10 protein-coding genes are annotated in these 14187 nt (G+C 61.9%); 1 reads left to right on the top strand and 9 read right to left on the bottom strand.

Going from position 1 to position 14187, the window contains the following annotated elements; translation table 11 throughout:
• Nucleotides 1-67: 67 nt before the first annotated feature.
• From V1T76_RS14525 to V1T76_RS14485, 9 genes are all read right to left on the bottom strand, one after another.
• Entirely contained in the window at nucleotides 68-1828 is a 1761-nt protein-coding gene (locus V1T76_RS14525; RefSeq protein ID WP_330561360.1) for a sigma-54-dependent Fis family transcriptional regulator, read from the bottom strand.
• Nucleotides 1829-1942: 114 nt separating this feature from the next.
• The gene (locus tag V1T76_RS14520) at nucleotides 1943-4027 is read right to left on the bottom strand and encodes a peroxidase family protein (RefSeq protein WP_330561359.1); all 2085 of its coding nucleotides are present in this window, start codon (nucleotides 4025-4027) and stop codon (nucleotides 1943-1945) included.
• Entirely contained in the window at nucleotides 4024-6483 is a 2460-nt protein-coding gene (locus V1T76_RS14515) for a hypothetical protein (protein WP_330561358.1), read from the bottom strand. Before V1T76_RS14515 ends, V1T76_RS14520 begins: the two co-directional genes overlap by 4 nt.
• Before the next feature lie 289 nt (nucleotides 6484-6772).
• Nucleotides 6773-7696, bottom strand: coding sequence for an ABC transporter substrate-binding protein (locus V1T76_RS14510; RefSeq protein ID WP_330561356.1), 924 nt, complete (start codon nucleotides 7694-7696; stop codon nucleotides 6773-6775).
• A 97-nt stretch (nucleotides 7697-7793) separates the two neighbouring features.
• On the bottom strand, nucleotides 7794-8918 hold the full coding sequence (locus V1T76_RS14505) for an NAD(P)/FAD-dependent oxidoreductase (protein WP_330561354.1): 1125 nt from the start codon (nucleotides 8916-8918) through the stop codon (nucleotides 7794-7796).
• Between the two features lie 39 nt (nucleotides 8919-8957).
• Nucleotides 8958-10484 carry a YifB family Mg chelatase-like AAA ATPase gene (locus tag V1T76_RS14500; protein WP_330561353.1) on the bottom strand — a complete coding sequence of 509 codons (1527 nt, stop codon included), beginning with the start codon at nucleotides 10482-10484 and terminating at the stop codon, nucleotides 8958-8960.
• 88 nt (nucleotides 10485-10572) lie between these two features.
• Complete coding sequence (locus V1T76_RS14495) at nucleotides 10573-10833, bottom strand: hypothetical protein (protein ID WP_330561352.1); 261 nt, start codon at nucleotides 10831-10833, stop codon at nucleotides 10573-10575.
• A gap of 82 nt (nucleotides 10834-10915) precedes the next feature.
• Nucleotides 10916-12112: a YbfB/YjiJ family MFS transporter gene (locus V1T76_RS14490; protein ID WP_330561351.1), complete on the bottom strand. Its 1197-nt coding sequence runs from the start codon at nucleotides 12110-12112 to the stop codon at nucleotides 10916-10918.
• On the bottom strand, nucleotides 12072-13112 hold the full coding sequence (locus V1T76_RS14485) for an L-histidine N(alpha)-methyltransferase (RefSeq protein WP_330561350.1): 1041 nt from the start codon (nucleotides 13110-13112) through the stop codon (nucleotides 12072-12074). The genes V1T76_RS14490 and V1T76_RS14485 overlap by 41 nt, the downstream gene beginning before the upstream one ends.
• 162 nt (nucleotides 13113-13274) lie before the next feature.
• Between V1T76_RS14485 and V1T76_RS14480 the strand changes: the two genes are divergently transcribed.
• Nucleotides 13275-14183, top strand: coding sequence for a LysR family transcriptional regulator (locus tag V1T76_RS14480; protein ID WP_006936936.1), 909 nt, complete (start codon nucleotides 13275-13277; stop codon nucleotides 14181-14183).
• Nucleotides 14184-14187: the final 4 nt, after the last annotated feature.

The raw sequence follows: 14187 nt of genomic DNA, 5'->3' as shown, positions 1-14187 counted from the left end.
CAATTGAGCACGCAACCGGGCAGAAACTTCGTTTCCTGTTGCGCACGCAACAGAACGCAACACGTGATCATGCGCGCAGCTTGGGCTGCGGCTCCAGACCGAGTGAGCGCATCCGCCGCAACACCGTCGACCGGTTGACGCCAAGCCTTCGGGCCGCCTGGGACATGTTCCAGCCACAGGCGTCCAGAAGCGCTTCCAGATCCTGTTTCGGGTCAGTTTCGACACGTCCGGACAGCGTCGCCGGCGGCAGATCGGGAAGATCGATCACATCGGTTTCGGCAAGCGCGGTCGCGACATCCAGCAAGGTGGCAAGTTCGCGGATGTTGCCCGGCCAGTGCCGGCTGCCAAGTTCGGCCCGTGCTGCGGGTGACAGGCGTAGGTCCCGCGGAGAGCGCCGCAGCAAGCGGTCGACCAGCCAGTCGAAATCCTGCCGGTGCCGCAGTGGCGGGATCCGCAGGACCGAACCGGCAACTCTGAAATAGAGTTCGGGCCGCAACGCGCGGATGCTTGTGGACCCCGCCGGGTCCTGACGCGTCGTTGCCACAACGCGAAGATCGGTGCGGTGTTCCAGCAGGGCGAGCAAGGCGGCTTGACCGGCCTTGTCGAGGTCTTCTATCCCGCGCAGAAACAACGTCCCGGCGGCGGCATCAAACAGCGCGCCGACCTTTTCCGGCTTCAAGGCCGAGCAGCACAGCGCGTGGAACGGACGGTCGGCAGGGCCGAGGACGTGAATGGCCCTTGCCAGATATTCCTTTCCCGTTCCGGTTTCACCTGACAGGAGGATCGGAACCTGTGTGGGTGCGAGCCGGGAAACTTTCGACACCACCTGCAACAGCGCCGCGTCCTGTCCGCAGATCCCACGCAACGGCGTGGGCAAAGCACCGGAGACAGGGGTGCGGGCCATGCGGGCTGCCTGCGGCGCAATGGCATGGCCATATAGCCCGCCGCCGTCGCGCCGGCGCAGAACCCGGTCTTCCGCAGGGCGGCCGCGCATCAGCGACGGCAGATCGTCAACATCGAGATCCAGATAACTGTCGATCCGGCTGCCGATCAGGTCGGCAGAGCCGGAAGGGGCGAGACACGCGAGCGCCCCGTGCGTCATGCCCGTTATCCGTCCGCTATCATCCAGGGCGATGGCGGCTTCCGGATCGACTTCCAGAAACTCCGGTGACGTTGAAAACCGCAGGACCCATTCCTTGCGCGTGGTCGCCATGAGGTTGGCCATCTCGACCCGGCGAGTGGAGGCCTTCACCAGGTTCATCGCCAGGTTCTGGCTCGATTTCGGGCTCGGTGACCGCAGCAGGGAAATATCCAGAACCGCCGCCAGCTTGCCGCAAGTGTCGTAGATCGGCGCAGCCGTGCAGGAGAGCGGCGTGTGCGACAGCCCGAAGTGGTCGCTCTGGTGGATCGTCACGGCCTCCCCCGTCACGATACAGGAGCCAACGCCGCAGGTTCCGGCCAGATCCTCCGACCAGTCGGAGCCGAGATAAAGCCCCGCCTGCCGAAGATCGTCCTCGAACCGCGGATCGCCGAAGAAATCGACACACACGCCTTTGGCATCGGCCAGCAGCAACACATAGTTCTGCCCGGCAACCTGCTTGAACAGGGTGCGCAGTCCGGAGCGGGCTGTCGCGATCAACCGTTCGGATTGTTCCTGATGTTCGCGCAACTGCTGTTCGGTGACGATATGAGCCGGTTCCGGCCGCGTCGGGTCCATGCCGTACGTCTGGACACAACGCCGCCAGCTTTCCGAAACCAGCCCATCCCTGCCGGTCTCGTACCCCTTCAATACGCGGTCTATTTCACTCACATGTTCAAGGTCGCGCATGCCATCCTCCCTTGACATAAGCGCTTCACGATAGCCTTTCGGGCCGGCTTTGCAAATTTTGCCGGTTCAACTTTGCCGCCGGATCCTTTCAAGAAAACAATCCCTGACGAGACGTCAGTCTGGCCAGGGCAACAGCGTGTCCTTGTCGATGGTGAAATTCGCCTTCGGTTTCATGGCGTTGGCGGCAACGTTGAGGTCAACGATATCCTGGAACGTCGATGTCGCCGCGATTTCCGCCATTCCGTAGTCGGTGAAGACACCGGGACCGAAGACGTTCTTGGCCAGAAGCGGATTGGTGAGCGCCTGGGAGAAGGCGTCGGACCCGACCATGGCCAGAAGCAGGGGTGGCAGGGGCCGCGTCCGCATCTGGTCTTCGGCCAGAAGCCCGATGGGCAGATCCACCCGGTCGATGCCGCGCACGCCGTTCCAGTCCGGATAAAGCGCTTCCAGTTCTCCCGCAAGACGGGTGTCGCCGCCCGTCAGTTCCAGGAAACTGTCATAGGGGCGCAGTTTCCAGGAGGCGCGGTAAGCGTTGAAGGGTGCGAGACGGAACCTGCGGGCAAACTCCAGCGTGCGCTCTTCCGCGCCCTGAAGGAAGAACGGCGTGTTGTGCAAGGTCAACTTGCCGGCCCGCTGGCGCGCCGCCGCATCAATGACCGTCTCGACGCCATGTTTTTCGATGATCGTGTTGTTGAAGCGGAATTCCTCGTTTTCCAGCTTCCTGCCGTGAAACAGAAACTGGTCCGGCACCATGGGGTGCCAGCGATAGAGCAGGTCAAACTCCAGCGCGATGCGGTTGGTGCGATACCAGAGGCGCTTGTCCGCATCGCCCGGCTCCACGAATATCCTGAACGGCGAATTGGCCAGGTGGTTGATATAGTCCTCGATGATGACCTTGAGCAGCTTGACGATGTTGATGTTGCGGGCAGTTTCGAACACCCTGTCCGGACCGAAATGCGGGTTCCTTTTGCCGATCTCGTGAGCAAGTCGATTGTGCTCGCGCAGGAAAATCGTGTTGAGCGCGCTGTAGAGGATGGTTGAATTGGCCCGTTCCAGACCGGCGGCATAGTGGCACTTCCAGCGCTCGGGCACGACGGCCCAATCACCTATGCCGGCCAGAAGGTACCGGAGTTTTTTTGCCGTTCCCCATTCGGGATCCGGTCCGAGAAAGGTCGTCGCCCACATGGGCATGAAGTGAATTCCGGCAAATTCGCTTTTTACTTCCAGGTCCGGGCCAACAAGCAGTGGTGGCAGCTCGCCGACCGGCGTCTGCCGAGATTTGAGAAAGGCGCCCTGCCGCAGGAAAAAGGTGGTCTGCTCGCCCAGGCCATAGATCTGGCAGAGATCGATTTCGTGATTGGAGGTGTTCATCCGCTTGTTCAGCGGATGGGTGCGCAGGAAGCTGTCGGTGAACCACTGGGCGAAAAAGCAGAACAACGCACTGGTGTCGCTTTCGACCATCGTGGTGCGCTTGTAAAGTTCCGCCACCTTCGGCACGTCCGGAAGGGCGTCGACGAACGCCTGATCGACCGGGGGCAGATGACGGCCGGTGTAGCGGCGATCGACCAGACCGGGCCAGCTTGCAAAGGTGCTGGTGGTCTTTTCCGGATCAATTGGTCCCGCAACACTTTCAACATGCGTTTCGGAATCGTAAGGCGTCCAGAGGGAAAGCGGCAGCGGACGGCCGGGAGGAGCGCTTGATATGCCGTTGATCACGAGCCGGTTGAGAGCCCGGCTGAGCGGACCGCAGCGTTTGACCAGGCGGACGAGCGCCGGAAAGGCCTCCGCCAGTTTCAGCGCCTGCGCGCCGATGAAACCGAGGATCCGCTTGTGCAGCGGCGGGTCCCGCAGGACGTCGCGTTCGGAGCGGGCTCCGAGCTGATCCAGAAACGGCACGAACACGAGGGCATAGACGATGTGCGGCCAGACGTGGTGATGCCAGACATCCTGCAGCACGAAGATGAAGATCACGGCCACGACCACATTGCCGCCGATGAAGATCCAGTAACCGATGCGCAGCCGCCGGTACATCAGCCAGTTGGCATAGGCACCGGCCCCGAGGGCGAGCCCCAGCACCATGTGTACGGGATCGAAATCGTAGCGGAAGAATTCCTCGAAGCCGCGATAGGCCATGATCGTCCCGACAAGCAGGCAGATGATGTCGAGAAACGTTCCCTTGAAGGATGCACTGAGCCTCATGACCGCCCCGGATATTGCTTGGATTTGAGATATTCGATCAGCGCTGATGTCTCGCCGTCCGGCAGACCGGTGCCATAGAGATGCCCGCCGTTGCCATTGCCGGTCAGCCGCGTGTCGAACAGGAAGCCGTCGTCGCAGGCAAAGCCAACGTTCACCGGATCGAAATCCGTGCAGCCGCGATAGAAGGTTTCCGGGCGGTCTTCGGGCGGTGACAGCAGCGCCCGCAGCGTCGGCACGGAGCCGTTGTGCAGATACGGCCCGCGCGCCCAGATGCCGTCCAGCGGCGTGTTGGCATAGCCGTCCGTAGCCCGGTAATGCGAAAACCGCCAAGTGTACCCCTTGCCGACATCGCCGAACCGGCTGACGAAGGCTTCGTCGAAGAGGTCGGCGCGCTCAGGATCTGTCTGAAGCTCTGAAAGCGGCGTGACCTGCCCGAAGCTCTCGCCTCCCGGGTCATGACATGTGCCGCAGCCTTCCCGCTGGTAAATATCGGCGCCTTCCGCCGCCATGTCCGCGTCGACTGGCAAGGGATACGCAGGCGGCGGCAGGTCGTGCAGCCATTCCGCCTGAGCATCGATCAGGCCGCGTTGCAGCAGCCATTCCTTTGCGCCGCCCGCAAGGGCTGCGGAATAGTTGCGCTCGATCAGCGAGTTGTTGTTGCCGTCCCAATGGAACCAGCCCCCCTCGCGGATGCCCTGGTTCCAGACGGCTGGAAAATCGACCGTTCCGACCGCATCATCCTTTTCCGGGCCATAACCCCAGCGTGCGCGCCAGCTATTGCCCGCATCCGTGCGCCCGGGCCCGTGCTGCGGCTTGACTTTCATCCAGTTGAAGGCCGTTGCCAAACCGTCGGACTGGTCCTTGATGCCGGGCACCAGAATGGTGCGCACAAGCAACCGGTCAATGGGCCCGAGCGGCCGCCCTGCCTGGGCTGCGCTTTCGATCACCGCGTCGGCGGTCAACTTGTCGCTGGCGGCGACATAGCCCAGGAAGAGGATGTAGGACTGGACATCGAGTTGTTCGGCAGGCGCGCCCAGCACCAACATGGTGTTGCCGCCCGCGGTGACTTCCGCGCTGTGGCAGGTCGCGCAATTGAAGCCGACCCTCGGCACACCGACCCGCCGGACGCTGAAACCGACCGGCAGTTTCTGTCCCGGCTCTTCGATGAATCCGAAGGTGCGCCAACCGCGCGGCAACTCGTCCTTGAAGATCGTCGGCAGTTCACGCCAGATCATATAGGGAAAACCGTCCCATTCGGCGCCGATGGAGCCGTATTTGAATTCTGCAACCGGATTGGCGAAAGCTTTCGGTGGGCCGGGTTTGATGGTCAGCCGTTTGCCTTCCAGAACCAGACAGGTTGCCAGAAGCAGTCCGGCGACAACAGCCAGCCAGAGCGGCATGCCGCTTTTTTCGGGCAAGACCGATGGTTGATGCGTCTTGTAGCTTTCCGGAATACCGGCGGTGACGGGCGGGACGACACCATTAACCTCGTGCCGCTTGCGCGCGGCGCTCTCGTAGGTTCGGCGCCTCGCAAGGTTGATGGCGCCCACGGGCTCATGCGCCGGCAGGCTGTTCCAGGGGGAAAAGGCGATGTTTTCAGGAAGCGGCGCGTGTTGGTCGACGTCCTGCTGCAGGATCTCCAGCGTTGCCAGCGTTTCGTGCCGCGCACCGGGCGCCTTTGACCAGGCAACTGAAGGATCCTCCAACGGCTGCGCGGCCGGATCCGTCTGCACATCGACACCGAATTCAAAGGTGACCGGGCAGCGGATCAGCGTTTCCCTGAGTGCGACCGCCAACTGATCAACATCGGGATCGGTGTCAGGCGGGTCCACAGGCACGGGCCGGGGCTTTGCCGTATATTTCACCAGCCGGTCCCCCAAGCGGTAGGGGGTGGTGCTGAAATATCGGCTTGAAAGCGGAGACTTCGGCCGTTGGGAAACAAAGTCGCGCATTCTGCTGGAGAGATTGAAACCGGTGAGCAGCAGCCGCGGCAGGTGCTTCAGCCGGGCAAGACCGTGCCCCAGCAGGAGGGTGTTGATGTCGTCGTAGTCGCCAAGGTCACCGGTGAAAAAGGTTTCATGGTCGACAAGAATGAAGTCCTGCACTTGGCCGTCCGGGTTTTCAGCCGACAGCCATTCCCTGTCGATACCCAGCACCTTGATGGCCATGCCGTGGGCGTCGCGCTTGCGGTCATCCAGTTTGCGGCCATTGGAAAACCGTACAAGGGCGTCGTAGGTGCCCGGCAGCGCAAACAGACCGTGACGCAGGTCTTCTGGCACTTCGCCAACGACGAAACGGGCATGGACACAGCCGTGATGCTTGGGATGCTGCGGACGGCGGGCCTGACCGGGAACCGTGGAAATGCACTCCACGTTGGCTCGCGCAATGCTGTCGATCAGCTCCGCGTCGCTACCGCTTTCCGTTCTGCCCGGCCGTGCCGGTTCTCTCTCGGCCATTCAGCGCGCCCTCTCGCGTTGGGGGATCGAACGCGATGACCAGCCGTTCAACAGCCAGGCGCGTTAGATTACCTAACGGAAGGCTAGCTCTTATTGACTGGGAAAGAAAGGTTGACGGCCCTTGCCCGTGACGATTGTGTGACGGCATCCTTTTGAAATACAACTTGTTTTAATAACCTGGTTGTATTGTTACATTTCAGCAATCTCGTTTAGCCTCCCCCCAGGCCCACGGTACCGGAGAGGCGGTCCGGCTCAACGGGATGAGCCGGACCGCAATCGGCAAGACGGATTACTCAGAGCTGAAGTCGACATCAACCCCGTAGATCCCCGCGATGTCCTGAAGCATGGCACGGGCTGCGAGAATGCCCTGCGACGTTGCCCACACTCCATCATCGACCTTGTGGGCTCTGCCTGACCTGACGACGACCAGGTTGGCCCACAAAGGGTCGTTCAGCGTTTCGCTCTCCAGGGCCGTTCCCTCACCATTGCCGGTGTCATACGTGAGATAGAACATGCGATCCGCTTCCATGTTCGGGATGCTTTCCTTGCCGACAGCCAGAGACAAACCGTCCTGCGCCTGAACCTCTGGCCGCTTGAAGCCGATGTCGTCCAGGACGACGCCGGAAAAGCTGTCGTGGCGATAGACGTAAAGCTGGCCGGGCACGAAACGGACCACGGAAACCGTGTCATCTGCGTTTTCACCGAGGGCCGAATGCAAGCGGGCCACATCGGCGTCATAGGCAGAAACAAGCGCTTCGCCTTCCGCCTCCACGCCGACTGAGCGGGCATAGAGCTTCATGTTGTCCTTGAAGTCCGTGGCGTTGACGACAAACACAGTCGGCGCGATGGCGGAGAGCTGCGGATAGATTTCCTCCTGCCGTTTCTTGCTGCCGAGGATCAGATCCGGTTCCAGCATGGCAACCCGCTCCAGGTTGACCGCAAGTTCCGTCCCCACAACCTCGACACCGGCCATCCGGTCGCCCAGATGCGGATACCAGGGATCGCCGTACCAGGATGAGACAGCGCCGACGGGGGTCTTGCCCAGCATGAGCAGCGCTTCGGTGCCTTCATTGGTGAGAACGACGATCCGCTTCGGATTGTCCGGCACCTCGGTGGTGCCCATGACATGGGTGATTTCGGCAGCGGACAGGGCGCCGGGCAGGACACCGGCAAACAGGGCGGCGCAGACACTGAGAAAGGAAAGAAAACGCAAGGGGGATCTCCGGCATAACAGGTTATCTGGCTTGCCGAACCCCGACTGGCTTGAGAGGTTTTTCCTGGAAAACGCGTTCTTTGTCAAATGAAGAAGATCAGTCGGGCAGAAGCCGTGCCGGTGCCAGTTGCTCCAGAGCAATGCCGGATGCAGAGAGATTGCCGGGCAGATCCCGGCCCTGGACCACAGCGGCCAGGGCCTGGCCCATGGCCGGGGACGTCAGAACCCCGCATCCGCCCTGACCAGCGCTGACGAAATAACCCGGATAACCAGGAACTCCGCCGCAGACCGGATTTCGGTCAGGTGCAAAGGTGCGCAGGCCCGCCCAGCTTGCAGACGGGCGCGGCACCGCCAGATCGGTATCAACCCCGATGTGGTGGATGGCCTCCGCGAGGCGCAGGTCGTCCGCATAAACCTCTCCCGGGGAAGCAGGATCGGCCTCTGCCGGAGACGCGGTAAAGCCGTGGGGTTGCGGGTGGACGTACCAGGTGTAATCGGCCGTCGTAACGTGTGGCCAGGCACCTGCTTCTGGCCGGTGGAGCGGAAATGTGAAGGCCGACCGGCGAAAGGCCTTGAGGCCAAGCGCCGAGACGCCGGCAAGATCCGCAACCCGGTCTGCCCAGGCCCCGGCCGCATTGACCAGAACAGGTGCGGACACCGTCAGATCTCCGGCTGTCACCTGCCATGTGTCGGAAATCCGCCGGATGGCAGTGACCTCCGCCTTGCAGACAAAGCGGGCACCGTTTGCAGACGCCGCCTTGCGGTAGGATTGCAGCAGCAGATCGACATCAATGTCCATCGCATCTGCTTCGAAAACACCTGAATAAACCTGCTCCGGCCTCAGTGCCGGAAACAGGGCCAACGCCTCTTGCCGGTCGACAAACCGGTAGTCTGCCCCCGCCTCCTGAAGCCGGGCCATCAGCCTGTCCAGAACCGGCCGGTGCTCTTCCCGCCCGACTGTCAGGCAGCCCCGGGGTGCGACAAGCGTCTGTTCGCAAAAGCCGGGTGGTGGTGCCTGGAAGAACGAGCGGCTCGCCGCCGCCATCGCCCGCATGGTGCCGGCGGAAATACCCGCCGTGAACTGACCTGCCGTGCGGGCTGAGGACTGCGTTGCCAGCGCAGGCTCACGCTCCAGAAGTGTCACTTGCGCGAATTCGGACAGAAAGCAGGCCGCACTCAGCCCGGCCACGCCGCCGCCAATGATGAGGACGTCTGGTGTCATAGTCTCAAGAAAGTCCTTAGGTGTTCGCCGTCAACGCCCTCACGCCGCCTTGCGGGACATGTCTTCGCCGCGATAGCTGAGCGCTTCGGCCAGATGAATGCGGCCGACCTGATCCGCACCGTCCAGATCGGCCAGTGTGCGGGCAAGTTTGAGGACGCGGTGGTATCCGCGTGCGCTCAGGGCGAGACGTTCGGCAACATCGCGCAGGAAGGCCAGGCCCTTGTCGTCCGGCCGCGTCATGGTTTCCACAATCGATGCAGGTGCCTGAGCGTTTGTGCGGCAGGCAAGGCCGAGTTCCAGGAAACGCTCTGCCTGGATCCTGCGCGCTTCGGCTACACGCGCCGCCACGACGGCAGACGGCTCGCTGGCCGCAGGGCCGATCAGGTCGGCCGCCGTAACGGCTGGAACCTCGATCCTGACATCGATCCGGTCAAGCAGCGGGCCGGACACACGGGCCTGATAGTCGGTGACACACCTCTCGCCCCGGCGGCACTGGTGGCCCGGCTCGCCCGCGTGGCCGCATCGGCAGGGGTTCATGGCCGCCACCAGCTGGATGCGGGCCGGATAGGTGACCCGGTGATTGGCGCGGGCGATCACCGCCTCGCCCGATTCCAACGGCTGTCGCAGGCTGTCGAGAACCTGCGGATTGAACTCCGGCAGTTCGTCCAGGAATAACACACCGTTATGGGCGAGCGAGACCTCGCCCGGCCGGGCCCGCATTCCGCCGCCAACCAGAGCCGCCATGGAGGCGGAATGATGGGGCGCGCGGAAGGGCCGGCGGTCCGTCAATTTGCCTTCGGCAAGTTCGCCCGCAAGCGAGGCGATCATCGAGACTTCCAGCAGCTCGCGCGGGGTGAGGGCCGGCAGGATCGACGGCAGGCGCTGCGCCAGCATCGATTTGCCGGAGCCGGGAGGCCCGGTCATCAGAAGGTTGTGGCCGCCAGCGGCCGCGATCTCCAACGCCCGCCGCGCGCTTTCCTGACCCTTGACCTCGGCAAGGTCCGGCAGTGCGCCGGCGTTGCCGCGCAGCCGGGCCACCGGGCGCGAGAGAACCTGTGTTCCCTTGAAGTGATTGGCGAGCTGGATCAGCGAGCGGGGCGCAAGAATATCCATGTCCGCATCGGCCCAGGCGGCCTCGCCGCCGCTGGCTTCCGGGCAGATCAGCCCCTTGCCGATGCCGTTGGCACCCATGGCGGCCGGCAGAACACCGGCAACAGGCGCAAGGGTCCCGTCGAGGCCGAGCTCGCCCAGGACGACATATTTTTCCAGAAATTCAGCGGGAATGGCGCCGATAGCGGCCATCACGCCCAGCGCGATCGGCAGGTCGTAATGCGAGCCTTCCTTGGGCAGGTCGGCAGGGGCAAGATTGACTGTGACGCGCTTGGCAGGAAGGGCCAGACCAGAGGCGGCAAGTGCCGCGCGAACACGTTCACGGCTTTCTGCAACGGCCTTGTCGGGCAGGCCGACAATAGTGAAGGCAACCATGCCCGGCCCGACATGCACCTGCACGTCCACCGGAACTGCCTCGATGCCCCGAAACGCGACCGTCGTGATCCGGCTGACCATTTTCACCTCTACTTACAGATGCAGGTCAACGAAGCATATGTCGTGAAAAGACGCAAGAACAAATATGGAACAGATGGGACAAGTCCGGTCAGGACATCAGCACGCGCAGCTTGCTTGCGCTGGGAACGGTAACGGTGCCATGGGTCAGGACGGCATTCAGATAGTCCGGCACCTCGAAGTCCTCACTCGGCTGCAGTCCGTTGGTTTCCAGCCAGTCGGACACAAGCTGAAGGAGCCGGTCAGGGTCTTTTTCGTATAGGGCGCGGCAAAGCTCCATATCGAGCTTGGCCCCGGCGGTGTTGGCGGCGGTAAGTATCATCGATCCAATCGCATTTTGTTCATCAATCATAGCGTGCCGCCACCATGCTTACAATTTTCAGGAAATGCCAGCACATAGCGGTTATGCGGGCAATGCCCATCATAACCCGCTGTTATGGTCTGGCGGGTTCGATCTCTTTTCCGGCCGCAAAACCCGCCAGTGCGCAGCACAGGAGCCCGGCTGCAAAGAACAGCGCAGAGTGGCCGGTTACCGGAATGAGAAAGCCGCTCAGCACCGGCCCCACTCCCTGGCCAAGGGAAATCAGGAAAAACGTGAATCCGAAGCCGATGGACGGTGCCTGCCGGAAGAGCCTCATGCTCCACATGCCGAAAAGAGCCGTCATCACGATGAAACCTACTCCAAAACAGGCCGCCGACAGATAGATCCCGAGCCTGGTTTCCACCAGAAGGGGCAGTGTGCCGACCGAGGTTCCGACCAGCAGCGCCAAACCGCGATAGGCGGTTCCCAGTCCCCAGCGGTTGACGACCCCGCCCGCGAAGCAGCCGGTGACACCGGAAATGCCCAGGACGATCCAGAACAGGATCGCATCGCGCGGATTGCCCGTCAGCATGGTCAGGAGTTCGACCGCGTAGGTCCAGTAGACGGCGGTGACGGTGCCGAAAAGAAAGGAGGCCACAAACAGTCTGCGCGCCGTCCGGTCCAGGAGGATCCAGGGAGAAACCCTTGTGCGGGTGTGTTCCATATAGGCGCTGCGCCTTGGCAGGGTAGCCGCGTTCCAGACTGTCACAGCAAGGGCAATGGCCGCGAAGACCAGCCAGGCCAGACGCCAGTCGCCTCCGGCAAAGAGGGCAAGCGGCCCCGCAAAGGCGACGCCAAAGCCGGTGCCGGAGTTGATCCAGGCATAGACACCGTTCTGCCGGCTGAGTTCGGTGTGACGGACGATGACATCGGAAAAAGGCGGGTACGAAAGACCAGGGCTGGCACCGGCCACGAACACGCCCAGCGCCAGCACGAACGGCGTCTGCGCCAGGGCGATGGTGGTCATGCCCGTTGTCGCGGCAAGCCCCCCGAGCAGGATCGGCAGGCGAGGTTCAAAGACCGTCGACAGCCAGGAGCCGAGGAAGGTCGCCGCGAGATATCCCAGATAGGACAGACCGGCGATCAGGCCGACGGTTTCCGGCGTCAATGCAAATTCCTGGCGGATTTCCGGCAGGAACAGGCCGAAACAGTAGCGGGCCAGCCCGTAGGTGACGGCGACGATGGCCAGACCCGCAGCCGTAAGACCGCGGGTCTGTGCCAAGGTCATCTCAAACCCGGCGGGAGAGCTGGAAGTGAAGTGTTTGGTCATCCGTGAAGCTCTCGCCGAAGATTTCGAAATGGCCACCCTCCTCCCGGTACGAGCGATACTGATCCCGCGTAAGTTTCAGGCAGAAGTTGGAAACATGCAAGTTTCTTCCATTGATTGCATGGGCGAATTCTTCGGCCAAAATGGCCACTTGCGCGCTTTGGCCATCGTCGAACACGACCGGCAGCAAAAAGAAGCGGTTCAATGTCGGCAGATTACGGTCGACGGCCCTCTCGAAAGCGATCCGCGAAAAGCGTTGCATCGCCGGATGAGCGTAAAAGCCGGAGATCTTGTCCGTCTGTTCGATCGTGTATAGCTGGCTTTCCGACAACAGCAGATCTCCTGGCCGGGTGATGTTCCGCAGCCAGCCGTTGACCACCAGCGGATCGTCATTGCCTTCCTGAAATCCGAGCATGGTCACCAGCGCTGGCGGGGCATCGCTGCCGATCATGTCTTCCAGGCGGCAGGCCTCGAAGGGGGCCGTGACAAATTCGAGCGGTGTTTGCGGCAGGACCGCCGCAAGGGCCGCGCGCATCGGCGCGGCGGACATCGGGTTGATGTCGACGGCTATATAACGATCTATGATAACGCCCAATTTCTGCAGGGTCTTGAGAATGAACCCGGTCTTGACCGGCTCCGGCCCGAGTTCGACATACACCAGCTGCTTACCTGCAAAGGCGCTGGCGATCCGCCGGCAGCTTTCCTCCAATGCGGTCCGGAACGATCTGCCATTCTCGTGCGTCCGGCCAAGCGTATCCGACGCGATCCCCGCCTCGTTAAGCTGACGCATGAGCTGAAACACTTCGTCCAGCGGTCCTGTCGCCGTCTGCGAACTGCCTTCGTTGGTGTATTTTACCCGGTTGTCCTGGGTCAGGATGGTGTCGAGACTGAATTCGGTATGGCAGGCAATTGCCCTGTGAACTCTTTGTTGCAGCGAAAGGGGGCCGGTCGAGTGGTGATCTGGCCCATGCTCCGGCTGGCCATAGGAAAGCGCTAAAGTCATGGCGGATACCTGTTTTGACAAAAGAGACTCTCGGATTACGGGATTTTTTACTACCTCCTAAATTTATAATTGAATCGCCCCATAATAGAACGTTATGCTTGCGTGGCGCTGGACCCGCGGAAAACCGTGTCGGTCGTCTTGCGTTAAAACGGAGGCAGAGACGTGACTATCGGCCGTTTTAATATCGAACTTCTGGAAGCCTTTGTTGCTGTCGCGGAAGCAGGCAACGTCACCCATGCTGGATCACGGCTGAACCGCACGCAACCCTGCGTCAGCACACAGCTTCGGCGCCTGGAGGAACGGGTCGGCAAGCCGCTGATCGAACGCAGCGCGCGCACCATGAATCTCACGCCAGCGGGCCGGATTCTCTATCAGCATGCCACCGAAATCCTGAGGTCGCACGAGGAAGCCAGGTTGCGCCTGTCCGCACCTGAGCTGACCGGCACGGTGCATGTCGGCCTGCCCGAATGGTATGCAACCGGACAGTTGCAATCGATCTTCTGCAATTTCGTTCGTATTCACCCAAACGTGAAGCTTGAGATGACGGTGGCCGACAGTGCCACGCTGCACGAAATGCTGTCCAACAACGAAATCAACCTGGCGATTGCTCTTGTCTCGCAGACCAAGCAGAAGCCAGTCGAGATATTTGAGGAACCGCTGCACTGGGCCGTCGGCGACAATTGTCCACTAACCGATCCCCTGCCGCTGATCATGTTCCCGGAACCCTGCCCTTTCCGCGAAATTTCCTTCGGTTCGCTCGCCCGTGCCGGCCGGCAGTGGTACGAGCGCATCACCACCACCAGTGTCGCAGCCGCCCAGGTGGCCGTGCTGTCGGGAGCGGGTCTTTGCTGCCTGCCATCGGGCGCCATTCTGGAAGGCTTCAAGATCCTGAAAGAGCAGGACGGGTTTCCGAAGCTTCCGGCAACGCAGCTCGCGATTTACACCCAGTCGACGACGCAGTCGCCCATCGTCGATTATCTGGAAGAACACCTCAACGACCTGTTGCAGAACGCCATCGCTCCGCGCTCGGCTCTGGCCGGCAAGATACAGCCGGATTTGCGGGTGGTCTGACGGG

Source organism: Roseibium sp. FZY0029 (assembly GCF_036350355.1).
Taxonomy (GTDB): domain Bacteria; phylum Pseudomonadota; class Alphaproteobacteria; order Rhizobiales; family Stappiaceae; genus Roseibium.
The sequence above is the reverse complement of the archived record's forward strand: the minus strand, read 5'-3'. Positions and strand labels throughout refer to the sequence as shown.